Here is a 15820-nt window from a genome sequence, read left to right on the forward strand (position 1 = left end):
CGTTTCGCTGTTTCGACGTACACCCGACGTACACCTAAGGAATGTGCATGTCCGACGAGAACGCTCCCTGGCTGATCGCCGGGCTCGGCAACCCTGGTCCGGAGTACGCGATGAACCGGCACAACGTCGGTTTCATGGTGGCCGATCTGCTGGCGCGGCGGATGGGTGCGAAGTTCAAGCGGGCGACCAAGGGGCAGGCGCAGGTCGTCGAGGGGCGGATCGGTCCGCCGGGGCCGTTGAACCGCCGGGTGATTTTGGCGAAGCCGATGTCGTACATGAATGTCTCGGGTGGTCCGGTGACGGCGCTGTGCGACTTCTACAAGGTGCCGACCGAGCACATCGTGGCGGTCCACGACGAGCTGGACATCGACTACGGGGTGCTGCGGCTGAAGCTGGGCGGCGGCGACAACGGGCACAACGGTCTGAAGTCGATCACGAAGTCGCTGGGCAGCGACTATCACCGGGTGCGGTTCGGGATCGGTCGTCCGCCGGGGCGGATGCAGGTCGCGGACTTCGTGCTGAAGGACTTCTCGTCGGCGGAGCGCAAGGAGCTCGACTACTTCGTGGACCGTGCGGCGGACGCGGCGGAGGCGTTGGTCATCGAGGGTCTTGAGCGGGCGCAGTCGACGTACAACTCCTGACCTGTACGGACTTGTCGGGGGCGGATTCCGGCCGGGAGTTGACCGTGTGCAGGGTGATGGCCAAGGATCCCGGCCATGTTGCCTGTTGCCCGACGTGTCGCGGCGGCCGTGGTCGCCGCGTTGTTGCTGATCGCCGGCGTGTGGGCGTCGTGGGGTGCGGCGCAGCACGTGATGTTCCCGACGGGCCGTGAGCGCGGCACGATGACGGTGAGCCGGTGCGTGGAGGAGAGCTGCGCCGGCCCGTTCTCGCCGGCGTCCCCCACTGCTGTGCGGCATGCGAGCGTGACGATCGACCGCTCGATCGGGGAGAAGAAGGGCGCGCGGTTCCCCGTGGTCCTCAAGCCGAGTTCGACGGATGCGGTGCGCGCGGGCACGGCCGGTTTTCTGCACGCGTGGGTGCCGCTCGGCGGTGCGCTGCTGCTGGCGTCGGTGGTGCTGGCGGGCGGGATACGCGACCGGCGCCTCACGTGGGTCACGGGAGGCGCCGGTGTCGCGCTGCTGACGGCGGCGTTCGCCGCCCTGAACCTCTAGGTCAGCCGGTGTTGCGCAGGCCCGCCGCCACACCGTTCACGGTGAGCAGCAGGGCCCGGCCGAGCGTCGGGTCCGGGGTCTCGTCGGCGGCCGCCGCGTCGCGCTGCCGCTTGAGCAGGGCGACCTGGAGGTACGAGATCGGGTCGAGGTAGGCGTCGCGGATCGCGAACGTCTGCTTCAACACGGGCTGTGCGTCGAGGAGTTCGGTGCCGCCGGTGATGCGGAGGACCTCGGCGACGGTCAGCTCGTGCTCGGCGACGATGGCGTCGAAGACGTGCTTGAGGTTGTCGGGCACGAGGGTGTCGACGTAGTGCTTGGCGATCCGCAGGTCCGTCTTGGCCAGCGTCATCTCGACGTTGGAGATGAAGTTGCGGAAGAAGTGCCACTGCTCGTGCATCTCGTCGAGCATGGTGTCGAGGCCGGCCTCGCGCAGCGCCTTGAGGCCGGAGCCGACGCCGTACCAGCCGGGGACGATCTGCCGGGACTGGGTCCAGCCGAACACCCACGGGATGGCGCGCAGGCCGTCGAGGGAGACGCCGGAGCCGGGGCGGCGTGAGGGCCGGGAGCCGAGGTGCAGGTCGGCGAGCTGGTCGACCGGCGTCGAGGCGAGGAAGTAGTGCGGCAGGTCGGGGTCCTCGACGAGCTCGCGGTACGCGGCGTGGGCCGCGTCGGAGACGACGTCCATGGCGGCGTCCCAGCGGGCGAGGGCCTCGTCGGACTGGCGCGGCGCCGTGTGCAGGGCGGAGGCCTGCAGTGTCGCCGCGACGGTCAGTTCCAGGTTCTCGCGGGCCAGGGACGGCACGAGGTACTTGTCGGAGATGACCTCGCCCTGCTCGGTCACCTTGATCTCGCCCTCCAGGGTTCCCCAGGGCTGGGCGAGGATCGCGTCGTGCGAGGGGCCGCCGCCGCGGCCGACGGTGCCGCCGCGGCCGTGGAAGAGGCGCAGGCGGACGCCGTAGCGGTGCGCGACGTCGCGCAGGCGGCGCTGGGCGCGGTGGATCTCCCACTGGGAGGTGGTGATGCCGCCGAACTTGGAGGAGTCGGAGTAGCCGAGCATGACCTCCTGGACGTCCCCGTTGAGCGCGACGAGGCGCCGGTAGGAGGGGTCGGAGAGCATGTCCTCGAGGATCGTGTCGGCGGCCTTGAGCTCGTCCGTCGTCTCCAGGAGCGGCACGATGCCGATCTTCGCCCAGCCGGCGTGCAGGTCGATGAGGCCCGCTTCGCGCGCGAGGACGGTCGCGGCGAACACGTCGTCGGCGCCCTGGCACATCGAGATGATGTACGACTCGATGACCTCGGGTCCGAAGACCTCGAGGGCCTTGCGGATGGTGTGGAAGACGCCGAGGGTCTTCTCGCCGTCGGCGTCGAGGGGCGCGGGGGTGGGGCCGAGCGGGCGCCGGGAGCGGAGCTCCTTGGCGAGCAGCTTGCCGCGGTAGTCGCGGGGCATGTCGGCGTAGCGCCAGGACTCCTCGCCGAGCCGGTCGAAGAGCTGGCCGAGGGCGTGGTGGTGGGCGTCGGCGTGCTCGCGGACGTCCATCGTGGCGAGCTGGAGGCCGAAGGCGGAGAGCGTACGGATCGTACGGTTCATGCGGCCTTCGGCGAACAGGCCGCCGCGGTGCTCGCGCAGCGAGGTCTGGATGAGCGTCAGGTCGTGCAGGAGTTCGGCGGTGCCGAGGTAGTCGCGGCCGTCCTGGTGCGGGGTGTTGTTGGCGAGCCGCGTCTTGGTGTTCTCGAGCTTCTGCCGGATCGCGGTGGCCTTGAGCCGGTAGGGCTCCTCGGCGTTGAGCCGCTTGTAGCGGGGGCTGATCTCGGGGAGGCGCTCCAGGTCGCACTGGAGCGAGGTGAGGAGTTCCTCGGTGGCGCCCGTGTAGCGGATCGAGTTCGACAGGAAGCCGCGCAGCTCGTCGATCATGTCGAGCGCGTCGTTGATGCCGTGCTCGTGCTGGAGGATCAGGACGTCCCAGGTGACCTGCGGTGTCACGTTCGGGTTGCCGTCGCGGTCGCCGCCGATCCAGGTGCCGAAGGTGAGCGGGCGGCTCTCCTCGGGGAGCGTGTAGCCGACGCGCTCCAGTTCGGCGGTGAGGTCCTCCAGGACGTCGCCGACGGCGCCGGCGTGCAGCTCGTCCAGGTAGTAGATCGCGTTGCGGGACTCGTCGGTGACCTCGGGGCGCACGACGCGCAGCTCGTCGGTCTGCCATACGAGGTCGATGTTCTCGGCCAGCCGGGTGTCGTAGCGGCGCCTGTCGGTCTCCAGGACCGGGGTCTCCAGGAGCTCGGCGACGCGGCGCAGCTTGTTGAGGACGCTTCGCCGGGCGGCCTCCGTGGGGTGCGCGGTGAAGACGGGTCGCACGTTCAGGTTCTTGACCGTCTCGCGCAGGTGCTCCGGGTCGGCGTCCTTGAGCCGGTCCGCGGTGCGGGCGAGGAGGCCGCCCTCGGCGGCCCGCATGGCGCGCAGCTCGCGACCACGGTGCACCTGCTCCGTGACGTTGGCCAGGTGGAAGTACGTGGAGAAGGCGCGGACCAGCTTGGCCGCGGTGTCCAGCTCGGTGCCGCCGAGCAGCTCGGCGGCGGCCTCGCCGTCCTCGCGGGTCAGGCGGCGGACCCGTTCGACCAGCTCGAGGAGTTCCGGGCCCTCCTGGCGGACCAGGGTCTCGCCCAGCAGGTCGCCGAGCCGACGGATGTCGGCGCGCAGCTCGGCGCTCGTCGCAGCGGTCTGTTCGTCGGCACTGCTCACAGGTGCGGCTCCTTGCATGGTGAAGCACGTCGGGCACGTGGTGAAGCACGTCGGGAGGGAGGATCCCCGGATCCGGGTACGTAACCCAGGGAGGAGATTCAGAGCGGACCGCGCTGTCCGACCGATTCCAAGGATATGTGCCACCGCCGACGGCGAGGTCGGAGCCTCTTGCCGCACGGCTGCACGCCCAGCTACTTACGGTGTCGTAGGTTACGGAACCGTAGGCAAGCTGTCCGCGGATCCCCGTGGATCTCCTGACCCGTCTCAGCCCGTCTCAACCCTCGACTTACAGGGGACTCCCATGGCCACCAGTGCCGATGTGATCGAAGAAGCCGCCAATCCGGCGTCAGGACCGCCCGCCACCTCGCATTCTGCGACACTCGGCGGCGAACAGAAGCGTTCCGTGGAGCAGATCACACTGCTCCTGTTCATCGCCGTCCCGTTCCTGGCCCTGCTCGCGGCGGTGCCGCTGGCCTGGGGCTGGGGGGTGAGCTGGCTCGATCTCGGGCTGCTCGTCGTCTTCTACTTCGTCGGCTGCCACGGCATCACGATCGGCTTCCACCGGTACTTCACGCACGGCTCCTTCAAGGCGAAGCGTCCGCTGCGGATCGCGCTGGCGATCATGGGCTCCCTTGCGGTGGAGGGCCCGGTCGTGCGCTGGGTCGCCGATCACCGCAAGCACCACAAGTTCTCCGACGCCGAGGGCGACCCGCACTCGCCGTGGCGGTACGGGGAGACGGTTCCCGCGCTGCTGAAGGGCCTGTGGTGGGCGCACATGGCCTGGATGTTCGACGAGGAGCAGACCTCGCAGGAGAAGTACGCGCCCGATCTGGTCAAGGACCCGGCGATCCGCGCGATCTCCCGCCAGTTCATCGCCTGGACGGCGCTGTCGCTCTTCCTGCCCGCCCTGATCGGCGGTCTGGTCACGATGTCGTGGTGGGGCGCGTTCACGGCGTTCTTCTGGGGCTCGCTCGTCCGGGTGGCGCTGCTGCACCACGTGACGTGGTCGATCAACTCGATCTGCCACGCCGTCGGCAAGCGCCCCTTCAAGTCCCGGGACCGCTCGGGCAACGTGTGGTGGCTGGCCGTGCTGTCCTGCGGCGAGTCCTGGCACAACCTGCACCACGCGGACCCGACGTCGGCGCGGCACGGCGTGGAGCGCGGCCAGATCGACTCCTCGGCCCGTCTCATCCGCTGGTTCGAGCGGCTGGGCTGGGCGCACGACGTGCGCTGGCCGTCGCGGGACCGCATCGCCTCGAAGCGCAAGGAGCAGGTCGCCGACGCGGCCTGACCACCACACGGCATGATGGAAGACGTGGCGACCGACTCAAGCACCCCGAGCAATTCGAGCAGCGACAGGCCGGACCGGCCCGAGAAGGCCCGGCGCACGCGCAGAACGCGGATGACGGGGGCGGAACGGCGTCAGCAGCTCCTGGAGATCGGTCGCGTCCTCTTCGCCGCGAAGGGCTTCGAGGGCACGTCGGTGGAGGAGATCGCGGCGAAGGCCGGGGTCTCCAAGCCGGTGGTGTACGAGCACTTCGGTGGCAAGGAGGGGCTGTACGCGGTGGTCGTGGACCGCGAGATGCGCCAGCTCCTGGACATGGTGACCAGCTCGCTGACGGCCGGGCATCCGCGTGAGCTGTGCGAGCAGGCGGCGTTCGCGCTCCTCGACTACATCGAGGAGTACACGGACGGTTTCCGCATCCTGGTCCGCGACTCCCCCATCCCGCAGTCCACGGGTTCGTTCGCCTCGCTGATCTCCGACATCGCCACGCAGGTCGAGGACATCCTCGGCCGCGAGTTCAAGAACCGCGGCTTCGACGCGAAGCTGGCGCCGCTGTACGCGCAGGCGCTGGTCGGGATGGTCGCGCTGACGGGCCAGTGGTGGCTGGACGCGCGCAAGCCGGGGAAGGCGGAGGTGGCGGCGCATCTGGTGAACCTGGCGTGGCATGGCCTTGACGGGCTGGAGCCGAAGCCGCGCCTGATAGGTCACCGGAAGAGTTGAGCAAATCAAGCCCCTGCGGCGATTGAGCAGCGGGGTCCGGGGCGGAGCCCCCGATCTTTTGAGCCCCCGCGGCGATTGAGTGGCGGCGCCGTGGCCGAGGTCGCGGGGCTCTGCCCCGGGCCCCGCGCCTCAATCGCCGGCGGGGCTTGAATGTGGAGACTTCGGCTCCAGGAACTCCAGCCGGTTTCCGACGGGGTCGGAGCAGTAGAAGCGGCGGCGGCCCGGCAGCAGGTCGTCCCACTCGACCGGCACACCCCGCTCCCCCAGCCGTCGCGCGTACGCCTCGATGTCGCGCACCAGCAGGCCCGGGTGAGCCTTCCTTGCCGGGCGGAAGTCGGGGTCGATGCCCACGTGGAGGCGGACCGGGCCCGCTTCGAACCAGCAGCCGCCCCGCGCCGCGAGCGCCGGTGGCTTCGGGGTCTCGGTCATGCCGAGGTCGTCGGCGTAGAAGGAGCGCAGGATCTCCTCGCTCCCCGGTGGTGCCGCGAGTTGCACGTGGTCGATCCCGACGAGTGTCATGCGCGGGTCGCCACCACGAAGATGCGGCGGAACGGGAGGACCGTGCCGTGCGGTGTCGACGGGTACGCCTCGCGGAGCAGGTCCCGGTATTCGGTGATGAACGCGTCGCGGGCCGTCGGGTCGTCCTCCAGCGCCGTCAGGACGGGGCGCAGGCCCGTGCCCTTGACCCAGTCGAGGACCGGGTCGGGGCCCTGTAGGAGGTGCAGGTACGTCGTCTCCCAGGCGTCGACCGCGCAGCCGAGACCGGCCAGGCGTTCCAGGTACGCGGCGGGCGCGAGGACCGCGTCGCCGTGGCGGAGCACTCCGGACAGGCGGTCCTTCCAGCGGGCCGATTCGGCCAGCTCCCGCATCAGGACGTGGCTGGGGGCCTCGAAGTTGCCGGGCACCTGGAAGGCGAACGTGCCGCCGGGGGCCACCGCGTCGATCCACCGGGGGAAGGCGTCGGCGTGGCCGGGGACCCATTGCAGCGTGGCGTTCGACAGCAGCAGGTCGTACGTCTCCGTGGGCGCCCAGTCGGCCGCGTCCGCGTACGCGAAGTCGAGGCGGTCGGTGGCGTGGGCGGCGGCCTGCTCCAGCATCTGCGGCGAGTTGTCGTAGCCGGTGATGCGGGCGGTGGGCCAGCGTTCGGCGAGCAGCGTCGTGGCGTTGCCGGGGCCGCAGCCGAGGTCGGCGATGCGGGCCGGTTCCCTGGGAGGATCGGGGACGCGGGCGAGCAGATCGACGAAGGGGCGGCCTCGGTGTCCGGCGTGCCGGAGATACTGCTGGGGGTCCCAGGTGGGTGCGGGCGTCATACCGTCAAGCGTCTTCCCGAAAGTGTCTCGATGTCAAGATAATCGACCTCAAGAGACTTCATGTCGACACACCCCCTACACTGATCGTCATGGAGGACGAGGTCGACCGTCTGGTCTCAGCGTGGCGCCGAGAGCGCCCCGACCTCGACGTGGAGCCCCTTGAGGTGCTCAGTCGGGTCAGCAGGCTCGCGCGCCATCTCGACCGGGCCCGCCGCCTGGCCTTCTCCGAGCACAACCTGGAGCCGTGGGAGTTCGACGTCCTGACGGCGCTGCGCCGCGCGGGCACCCCATACCAGCTCTCCCCCGGTCAGTTGCTCACGCAGACCCTGGTGACGTCCGGCACGATGACGAATCGTATCGACCGGCTCGCCAAGAAGGGGCTCGTCGAGCGGCTGCCCGATCCCAGCGACCGCCGCGGCGTGCTCGTGCGGCTCACGGACGAGGGGCGGGACCGCGCCGACCAGGCCCTGGCCGGGCTGCTTGACCAGGAGCGGGCGATCCTGGCGGAACTGTCACGTGGGCAACGGGGTGAACTGGCGGGGTTGCTCCGCCAGTTGACCGCACCGTTCGACAACATTCCTGGTTGACGCTGATCGACGTCGCGGGGCTCTGCCCCGGACCCCGCGCCTCAATCGCCGGCGGGGCTTGAACGGCTCAGCTCGCCGCTTCCAGGTCGACCGGACCGACCCCCGCCCTGCGCGCGAGCGCTACCGCTGCCAGTGTCGAGTGGACGCCGAGTTTGCCCAGCACGTTCTGCATGTGCGTGCGCACCGTGTGCGGGGACAGGAAGAGGCGCTCCGCCACCGCCTTGCGGCCGAGCCCGGCCACCATGCAGCGCAGCACCTCGCGCTCGCGCGGCGTCAGGGACTCGACGAGCCGCTCGGACTCGGTGCGGTGCTTGCGGGCCGCGGTCAGTTCCCGCAGGACGCCCGTGAGGAGGGCCGGCGGGAGGTGCGTCTCCTCGCGCAGCACGCCCCGTATGACGGTCAACAGGCGTGACAGGGAACAGTCCTTGGCGACCCAGCCGGACGCCCCCGCCTGGAGCGCGAGCGCCGCGCGGCGCGGGTCGTCCCGCTCGGCGAGCACCACCGTGCGCACCGCGGGCTGGGCCGAACGCACGCCCGCGACCAGGGAGATGCCGTCGACGAGGCCGTCCTGAGCGGCGCTGTCGGGCACCGGTGTCGGCGCGCGCATGCCCTGGAGCGACGCCGCGCCCAGGTCCGCGTCGATCAGCAGCACATCGAACCTGCGGCCCTCCGCGACCGCCCGGTCGAGGCAGCGCAGAGCGGCGGGGCCGCTCCCCGCGGCCGAGACGTCGACATCGGGCTCGGCGGCGAGCGCCGCCGCGAGCGACTCCGCGAAGATGCGGTGGTCGTCGACTACGAGGACCCGGATACGAACCACGTGATTTACCCCCTTCCCCGAGCTCCGGTACGGAGCAGGGGATACCCCAACGTCGGGGGACGGACCAACACAGGTACGGCGCCCGGAGTGCGGGTCGCCGCAGCCGCACGGCCGCCGCCGTGAGCCGAACTGCCACCCCCGCTCCGGGCGTCGTACCCGGCTGTCTCGCCCCCTGATCGGCACCGGCCCCCACCGGTGCTGTCCTCAGACTAGAGGCGAAGGCCCCGAGGGGAAGTCAATTCGCAGAACTGGTTGGCGGTTGGCGGAGCAGCGACTGTCCTGCGCGTTTATGGTGATGCGCATGTTTCGCATCGAGACAGAAGTCGACAAGGAGCGCGCCCTTCGGCTCCGGTCGCTGCTGCGGGAGACGAACGCGGCGGCGTCACCGGTCCTGCGGGAGCTGCGCGGCACCGCCGCCGACCAGCATCTCCCGTTGCAGGTCTGGCTGGTGGGAGAGGACGGTTCCCTGGCGGCGGGGCTCGACGGGTACACGTGGGCGCACTGGCTGCACGTGGATCTGCTGTGGGTCGCCGAGCAGCACCGCGGCGCGGGCCTCGGCTCCCGCCTCCTCGCGGAGGCGGAGCGCATCGCGTACGAGGACCGCGGCTGCGGCGGCTCCCGCCTGGAAACCTGGGACTTCCAGGCGCCGGGCTTCTACCGGCTGCACGGGTACGAGGTGGTGTCCGTGATCCCCGACTACCCGCCGGGGCTCAAGGAGTTCACGCTGACGAAGCGGCTCGGGTAGCCGCTACGAGGTGCGGCGGGCGCCCGCCGAGGGGACTGCCGGGAACACGCGCGGCGCCGTGTATCCGGCCTCGGCGAAGGCGTCGGCGATCGACTTCGTGACGGTGTCGGCGTCGTCCGCCTCCACCAGGACGATCGCGGAGCCGCCGAAGCCGCCGCCCGTCATCCGGGCGCCGACCGCGCCGGAGGTCATGGCCGTGCCGACGACCAGGTCGAGCTCCGGGCAGGAGATCCGCAGGTCGTCGCGGAGCGATACGTGACCCTGGACGAGGATCGGGCCGATGGCGCGCACGTCGCCCGCGTCGAGCAGCTCGATGACGCGCTCGACGCGGTGGTCGTCGGTGACGATGTGGCGGACGTAGCGGACGACCTTCTCGTCGACCCCGGCCATCTCCAACTCCGCGACGGACCGGCCCAGTTCGGCGTACGGCACGTCGCGCAGGTGGGAGACGCCGAGGACGCGGGCACCCTCCTCGCAGCCCGCGCGGCGCTCCGCGTACGCGCCGTCGCCCAGCTCGTGCTTGACGCGGGTGTCGACGACGAGGAGCTGGAGGCCGTGCGCCGCCAGGTCGAAGGGGACCTGGCGGATCGACAGGTCGCGGCAGTCGAGGTGCAGGGCGTGACCCTCGGTGGCGCAGGACGAGGCCATCTGGTCCATGACGCCGCACGGCACGCCGACGAAGGCGTTCTCCGCACGCTGGGCGAGGACCGCCAACTCGGCGCCGGTGAGCCCGAGTTCGTACAGGTCGTTCATCGCGTACGCCGTCACGACCTCGAGGGCCGCCGACGAGGACAGGCCCGCGCCGGTCGGGACCGTGGAGGCGAGGTGGATGTCGGCGCCGCCCACCGTGTGGCCCGCGTCGCGCAGCGCCCAGACGACGCCCGCCGGGTAGGCGGCCCAGCCGCCCTGCCCGTACTTCGAAAGGGGCGCCAGGTCGTCGACGCGCAGTTCCACGACCGGGGCGTCGATGTCGGCGGAGTGCAGGCGAAGGACGCCGTCCTCGCGCCGGGCCACCGCGGCGACCGCGGTGTGCGGCAGCGCGAGCGGCATGACGAAGCCCTCGTTGAAGTCGGTGTACTCGCCGATGAGGTTGACGCGGCCGGGGGCCGCCCAGACTCCGGCGGGCTCGTACCCGAACAGGTCGTTGAACTGCGTGGCGACGGACATCAGTTGGCTACCTGACCCTCGTAGTGACTGCTGCTACTACTGCTGCTGCTCGCGGGCCTGGGCGAACGTCCAGGCGTCGGCGACGATGCCCGCGAGGTCCGCGCGGGACGGGTTCCAGCCGAGGCGCTCGCGCGCGGTGCCGGCGGAGGCGACGAGGACGGCGGGGTCGCCGCCGCGGCGCGGGGCGACGACCTCGGGGATCGGGTGCCCGGTGACCCGGCGGACGGTCTCGATGACCTCGCGGACGGAGAAGCCGTTGCCGTTGCCGAGGTTGCAGATGAGGTGCTCGCCGGGCTGTGCGGCCTCGACGGCGAGGAGGTGGGCCTCGGCGAGGTCGGCGACGTGGATGTAGTCGCGGACGCAGGTGCCGTCGGCCGTCGGGTAGTCGTCGCCGAAGACGTTGATCGCCTCGCGCCTGCCCTGGGCGACCTGGAGGACGAGCGGGATGAGGTGCGACTCGGGGTCGTGCCGCTCGCCGCAGTCGCCGTACGCGCCCGCGACGTTGAAGTACCGAAGGGACACGGCGGCCAGCCCGTGCGCGGTCGCCTCACCGGTGATCATGTGGTCGACGGCGAGCTTCGAGGCGCCGTACGGGGAGGTGGGCGCGGTCGGGTCGGTCTCGGTGATCGGGGTGTTCACCGGCTCGCCGTAGGTGGCGGCGGTCGAGGAGAAGACCAGCTTGCGGACGTCCGCGGCGCGCATCGCGGCGAGCAGCTCCATGGTGCCGCCGACGTTGTTCGCCCAGTACTTCTCGGGCTTCACGACGGACTCGCCGACCTGTGAGAACGCGGCGAAGTGCAGCACCGCGTCGTACGAGGAGTCGAGCCACTTGCCCGCGTCGCGGATGTCGCCCTCGATGAAGGCGGCGCCCGCGGGCACGCCCTCGCGGAAGCCGGTGGAGAGGTTGTCGAGGACGACGACCTCGTGGTCCGCCTCAAGAAGGTGCTGGGCGACGACGGAGCCGACGTATCCCGCACCACCCGTGACCAGGTACTTACCCATTACTCGCTCGCTACCTCTCGCAGTCGCTCGGCCGCGGTCTCCGGCGGCACGTCGTTGATGAACACACTCATGCCGGACTCGGAACCCGCGAGAAACTTCAGCTTGCCGGAAGTGCGGCGGATGGTGAAAAGCTCGAGGTGCAGCGCGAAGTCATCGCGGTTGACGCCCTCGAACTCGTCCAGCGAGCCGAACGGGGCCTGGTGCCAGGCCGCGATGTACGGCGTCACCGGCTGGTCCGCACCGAAGATCCGGTCGAAGCGCCTCAAGAGTTCCAGATAAATCTTGGGGAACTCTGTGCGCGCGTCCTCGTCGAGCGCGAGCAGGTCGGGAACCTGGCGCTTGGGGTAGAGGTGCACCTCGTAGGGCCAGTGCGCGGCGTAGGGCACGAAGGCCACCCAGTGCTCGCCGTCGATGACGACCCGGGAGCCGTCCGCCACCTCCTTCTCGACGACGTCGGCGAAGAGGTTGCGGCCGCCGGTCTGCTCCTTGTGCTCGGCGGCGTTGCGCAGCATCAGGGCCGTGCGCGGCGTGGTGAAGGGGTAGGCGTAGATCTGGCCGTGCGGGTGGCCGAGGGTGACGCCGATCTCGGCGCCGCGGTTCTCGAAGCAGAAGACCTGCTCGACGGAGTCGAGGTGGGAGAGCTCGGCGGTGCGGTCCGTCCACGCGTCGAGGACCAGGCCGGCCTGTTCCTCGGTGAGGTCCGCGAAGGACTTGTCGTGGTCGGACGTGAAGCACACGACCTCGCAGCGGCCCGAGTCCCCGGCGAGCGAGGGGAAGCGGTTCTCGAAGACCACCACGTCGTACGAGGAGTCGGGGATCTCGCTCAGCCGCTCGCCCTCGGAGGGGCACAGCGGGCACTCGTCGGCCGGCGGGTGGTAGGTGCGGCCCTGGCGGTGCGAGGCGATCGCCACGGAGTCGCCGAGCAGCGGGTCGCGGCGCACCTCGGACGTGGTGACCGTGGGGTCGAGGGGGCGGCGGTCGGCCGCCTCTCGGACGACGTCGTCGCGCGAGTCGTAGTAGATGAGCTCACGACCGTCGGCGAGCCGGGTCGACGTCTTCTTCACGTCCGATGCTCCTCATCACACCAACCAAACAGAACCAAACACAACAAAGCATAAGGCAACAGCGACGTCAAGGGTGCGGCCGGGCGAGGCTCTGTGCGCTTTCTGTGCTCTCGCGAGCACTCCGGGCGAGGCCTCGATCACAATCCAACAAAGAACATCATGCGAACTGTTCACTTATTGAAGCCGGAGGCGTAGGTTCCGGACTGTTTCAGTTCGCGCAACGAAGCGAGATTCCTCCATGCTGTCCCCCACAACAACCCTGGCCGAGGGGCTCCGGCTGCCCACCAATGGCCTCGACTACGCGATCATGGCGATCTACTTCGTCGTGGTGCTGGGCATCGGCTTCGCCGCTCGCCGGTCCGTGAAGACCAGCCTCGACTTCTTCCTGTCGGGGCGCTCCCTGCCCGCCTGGGTCACCGGTCTCGCGTTCGTCGCCGCGAACCTGGGCGCCACCGAGCTCCTCGGCATGGCGGCGAACGGGGCGCAGTACGGCCTCTACACCGTGCACTGGTACTGGATCGGCGCCATCCCCGCCATGGTCTTCCTCGGCCTGGTGATGATGCCCTTCTACTACTCGTCGAAGGTGCGCTCCGTCCCGGAGTTCCTGCTGCACCGCTTCGGACCCTCGTCCCACCTGCTCTCCTCGATCATCTTCGCCGTCTCCTCGGTGCTGATCGCGGGCGTCAACCTGTACGCGATGGCCCTGGTGCTCCAGGCGCTGCTCGGCTGGCCGCAGTGGGTGGCGATCGTCATCGCCGGCCTCTTCGTCCTCGCGTACATCACGATCGGCGGCCTGTCGTCGGCGATCTACAACGAAGTGCTCCAGTTCTTCGTGATCCTCGCCGCGCTGATCCCGCTGACGATCGTCGGCCTCAAGCGCGTCGGTGGCTGGGACGGCATCTCCGACTCGCTGACCAGCTCGCACGGTGACTCGTTCATGACGGCGTGGCAGGGCACGGGCATCGGCGACGCCAACCCGCTCGGTGCCAACTGGCTGACCCTCGTGCTCGGCCTCGGCTTCGTGATGAGCTTCGGCTACTGGACGACGAACTTCGCCGAGGTGCAGCGCGCGCTGTCCGCGAAGAACCTCTCCGCCGCCAAGCGCACGCCGCTGATCGCCGCGTTCCCGAAGATCCTCATCCCGATGGTCGTCGTGATCCCCGGTCTGATCGCCCTGGTCATGGAGCCGTCCATCGGCAAGTCCGCGGACGGCCTCCAGTACAACGACGCCATCCCGGTCCTCATGCGCGACCTGCTCCCCAACGGTGTCCTCGGCATCGCGGTGACGGGCCTGCTCGCCGCCTTCATGGCGGGCATGGCGGCCAACGTCTCGTCCTTCAACACGGTGTTCACCAACGACATCTGGGCCGCGTACATCAAGAAGGGCCGGAGCGACCGGCACTACCTGGCGACCGGCCGCGTCGTCACCGCCGTCGGCGTCGTGATCGGCATGGGCACCGCGTTCATCGCGGGCAGCTTCAGCAACATCATGAACTACCTGCAGACGCTGTTCTCGTTCTTCAACGTCCCGCTGTTCGTGGTCTTCATCATCGGCATGTTCTGGAAGCGCACGACGCCCGCCGCCGGTTTCTGGGGGCTGCTCACGGGCACCGTGGCTGCGATGGTGAACTACTTCTGGTTCTACAAGCAGGGCGTCATCTCGATCCCCTCGGACCAGGGCGCCAACTTCGTCTCGTCGATCGTCGCGTTCGTGGTCGGCGCCGTGGTGATGTTCGTGGTCACGCTCTGCACCAAGTCCAAGCCCGCCGAGGAGCTGGCCGGTCTCGTGTACGGCACGAAGTCGCCGGGCATGGAGGAGCCGCCGGCCGAGGGTGACGACGCCTGGTACCGCAAGCCGGCCCTGCTGGGCTGGGGAGCGATCATCCTCGCCACCATCTGCTACATCCCGTTCTCCTTCTGAGGTCCGAGGTAACACGACATGAGCGACGAAATGAACCAGCACGTCGAGGAAGTGAAGGAGCTCGAGGCCAAGTCGGCGACGGCCGCCCGCCTCTTCGACGTGCGACGCATCATCGGCGGCCTCTTCGTGGTGTACGGCGTGATCGTCACGATCGCCGGCTTCACGGCGTCCGACGCCGACCTCAAGAAGGCCCAGGACATCAACATCAACCTGTGGACCGGCATCGGCATGCTGCTCCTCGGCCTCTTCTTCCTGATCTGGATGAAGCTGCGCCCCACGGTCCCGCCGACGGCGGAGGAACTGGCGGAGGCATCCGAGTAGCACCGCCCACCCCGTGAAACCGGGGCCGGAGCCCACCACTTGGGAGAGCGGTGGGGCTCCGGCCCTTCGCATGCCGTGGGCCGCACCGCACAACGCACAAGGCCCGCCCCGCCTGAGCGGAACGGGCCTTGATTGCTGGAGCGCCGGGCAGGCCTTGCACCTGCATTTCCCCGCAGGAAGCGGGGCGTCTTTCCTTGGACCACCAACGCGTGGTCGTTCACCGCGAGTTGCGGTGACCAACAAGATCAACTGTAGCTCAGGACTCGGGTTCTGGCGAGCCCACCGGGCCCGCCCGGTCCAGCAGGCCCGTGCGGGCCGCCAGCGCCGCCGCCTCCAGGCGGGAGCCGACGCCCAGCTTCATCAGGACGCGCTGGACGTGCGTACGGGCCGTGGACGGGGCGATGCCCATGCCCGCCGCGATCAGCCGGGTGTCCTCGCCGTCCGCGACCCGCACCAGGACCTCGACCTCGCGCGGCGTGAGCATCTGGAGCAGCCGCTGCCCCTCGTCGTCCGGCTGGGCCGCCGGGTTGAGCAGTTCCCCGAACGCGCCCTGGAGCAGCGCCGGGGCGACCGCCGCCTCCCCCGCCCGCGCCTTCATCAGCGCGCGCTCGACGCCCTCTATGCGCTCGTCGTGCCGTACGTAGCCGGAGGCGCCCGCCGCGAAGGCCGACGCGATGCCTCTCGGCGAGGGGACGGGGCCGAGCACCACCACGGCCACCTGCGGGCGCTCGCGCTTGATGCGGACGACCGGGTCGAAGGTGCCCGGCTCCGCCGGGGTCGCCGTGCCCAGGAGGCAGACCTCGGGCGCCCGCGAGATGACCAGGTCCGCCGCTCCGGCCGCCGGTGCGGCCGCCGCGAGCACCCGGTGCCCGCGCAGCTTCAGGGCCGAGGCCAACGCCTCGGCCAGCAGTCGGTGGTCATCGACCACCATCAGCCGCACTCCCATCGGGCCAACCCCCCAATCGACCCCGGGAG

16 protein-coding genes are annotated in these 15820 nt (G+C 70.0%); 8 read left to right on the forward strand and 8 right to left on the reverse strand.

Annotation, left to right across the window (positions count from 1 at the left end; genetic code table 11):
- Positions 1-41: 41 nt before the first annotated feature.
- Positions 42-641, forward strand: a complete 600-nt coding sequence (gene pth, locus ACFV9W_RS15740) for an aminoacyl-tRNA hydrolase (protein ID WP_385760467.1) — start codon at positions 42-44, stop codon at positions 639-641.
- Positions 642-716: 75 nt separating this feature from the next.
- Positions 717-1172, forward strand: a complete 456-nt coding sequence (locus tag ACFV9W_RS15745) for a hypothetical protein (RefSeq protein WP_385760470.1) — start codon at positions 717-719, stop codon at positions 1170-1172.
- A 1-nt stretch (position 1173) separates the two neighbouring features.
- Here the strand turns inward: ACFV9W_RS15745 and ppc are convergent, their stop codons facing one another.
- Complete coding sequence (ppc, locus tag ACFV9W_RS15750; protein WP_385760472.1) at positions 1174-3906, reverse strand: phosphoenolpyruvate carboxylase; 2733 nt, start codon at positions 3904-3906, stop codon at positions 1174-1176.
- A gap of 301 nt (positions 3907-4207) precedes the next feature.
- On the opposite strand from ppc, the gene ACFV9W_RS15755 reads away from it, so the two are divergent.
- Positions 4208-5197 carry an acyl-CoA desaturase gene (locus ACFV9W_RS15755; protein ID WP_385760475.1) on the forward strand — a complete coding sequence of 330 codons (990 nt, stop codon included), beginning with the start codon at positions 4208-4210 and terminating at the stop codon, positions 5195-5197.
- A 12-nt stretch (positions 5198-5209) separates the two neighbouring features.
- A complete protein-coding gene (locus ACFV9W_RS15760; protein WP_385760478.1) occupies positions 5210-5911 on the forward strand; it encodes a TetR family transcriptional regulator in 702 nt (233 codons plus the stop codon).
- 129 nt (positions 5912-6040) lie between these two features.
- On the opposite strand, the gene ACFV9W_RS15765 is transcribed toward ACFV9W_RS15760, so the two are convergent.
- Positions 6041-6430 carry a VOC family protein gene (locus ACFV9W_RS15765; protein WP_385760481.1) on the reverse strand — a complete coding sequence of 130 codons (390 nt, stop codon included), beginning with the start codon at positions 6428-6430 and terminating at the stop codon, positions 6041-6043.
- Positions 6427-7221 (reverse strand): trans-aconitate 2-methyltransferase, encoded by a 795-nt coding sequence (locus tag ACFV9W_RS15770; RefSeq protein WP_385760484.1) that lies wholly within the window; start codon positions 7219-7221, stop codon positions 6427-6429. The genes ACFV9W_RS15765 and ACFV9W_RS15770 overlap by 4 nt, the downstream gene beginning before the upstream one ends.
- Positions 7222-7310: 89 nt before the next feature.
- Between ACFV9W_RS15770 and tamR the strand changes: the two genes are divergently transcribed.
- Positions 7311-7808, forward strand: coding sequence for a MarR family transcriptional regulator TamR (gene tamR / locus ACFV9W_RS15775; protein ID WP_385760487.1), 498 nt, complete (start codon positions 7311-7313; stop codon positions 7806-7808).
- Positions 7809-7875: 67 nt separating this feature from the next.
- On the opposite strand, the gene ACFV9W_RS15780 is transcribed toward tamR, so the two are convergent.
- Positions 7876-8625, reverse strand: a complete 750-nt coding sequence (locus tag ACFV9W_RS15780) for a LuxR C-terminal-related transcriptional regulator (protein ID WP_385760490.1) — start codon at positions 8623-8625, stop codon at positions 7876-7878.
- A 301-nt stretch (positions 8626-8926) separates the two neighbouring features.
- Between ACFV9W_RS15780 and ACFV9W_RS15785 the strand changes: the two genes are divergently transcribed.
- Positions 8927-9370 carry a GNAT family N-acetyltransferase gene (locus ACFV9W_RS15785; protein WP_385760493.1) on the forward strand — a complete coding sequence of 148 codons (444 nt, stop codon included), beginning with the start codon at positions 8927-8929 and terminating at the stop codon, positions 9368-9370.
- Positions 9371-9373: 3 nt separating this feature from the next.
- On the opposite strand, the gene galK is transcribed toward ACFV9W_RS15785, so the two are convergent.
- From galK to galT, 3 genes are read right to left on the reverse strand one after another with little or no spacing between them, the layout of a single operon-like run.
- Complete coding sequence (gene galK, locus ACFV9W_RS15790) at positions 9374-10537, reverse strand: galactokinase (protein ID WP_385760496.1); 1164 nt, start codon at positions 10535-10537, stop codon at positions 9374-9376.
- Between the two features lie 36 nt (positions 10538-10573).
- The gene (galE, locus tag ACFV9W_RS15795) at positions 10574-11539 is read right to left on the reverse strand and encodes a UDP-glucose 4-epimerase GalE (protein WP_385760499.1); all 966 of its coding nucleotides are present in this window, start codon (positions 11537-11539) and stop codon (positions 10574-10576) included.
- Positions 11539-12603, reverse strand: coding sequence for a galactose-1-phosphate uridylyltransferase (gene galT / locus ACFV9W_RS15800; protein ID WP_385760502.1), 1065 nt, complete (start codon positions 12601-12603; stop codon positions 11539-11541). The genes galE and galT overlap by 1 nt, the downstream gene beginning before the upstream one ends.
- 238 nt (positions 12604-12841) lie before the next feature.
- Here galT and ACFV9W_RS15805 point away from each other — a divergent pair, with 238 nt between their 5' ends.
- Entirely contained in the window at positions 12842-14524 is a 1683-nt protein-coding gene (locus tag ACFV9W_RS15805) for a sodium:solute symporter family protein (protein ID WP_385760505.1), read from the forward strand.
- An 18-nt stretch (positions 14525-14542) separates the two neighbouring features.
- Entirely contained in the window at positions 14543-14845 is a 303-nt protein-coding gene (locus ACFV9W_RS15810) for a hypothetical protein (RefSeq protein WP_385760508.1), read from the forward strand.
- Between the two features lie 256 nt (positions 14846-15101).
- Here the strand turns inward: ACFV9W_RS15810 and ACFV9W_RS15815 are convergent, their stop codons facing one another.
- Positions 15102-15791 carry a LuxR C-terminal-related transcriptional regulator gene (locus tag ACFV9W_RS15815; RefSeq protein WP_385760511.1) on the reverse strand — a complete coding sequence of 230 codons (690 nt, stop codon included), beginning with the start codon at positions 15789-15791 and terminating at the stop codon, positions 15102-15104.
- Between the last annotated feature and the right edge of the window lie 29 nt (positions 15792-15820).

The organism is Streptomyces sp. NPDC059897, from assembly GCF_042730865.1.
GTDB lineage: Bacteria > Actinomycetota > Actinomycetes > Streptomycetales > Streptomycetaceae > Streptomyces.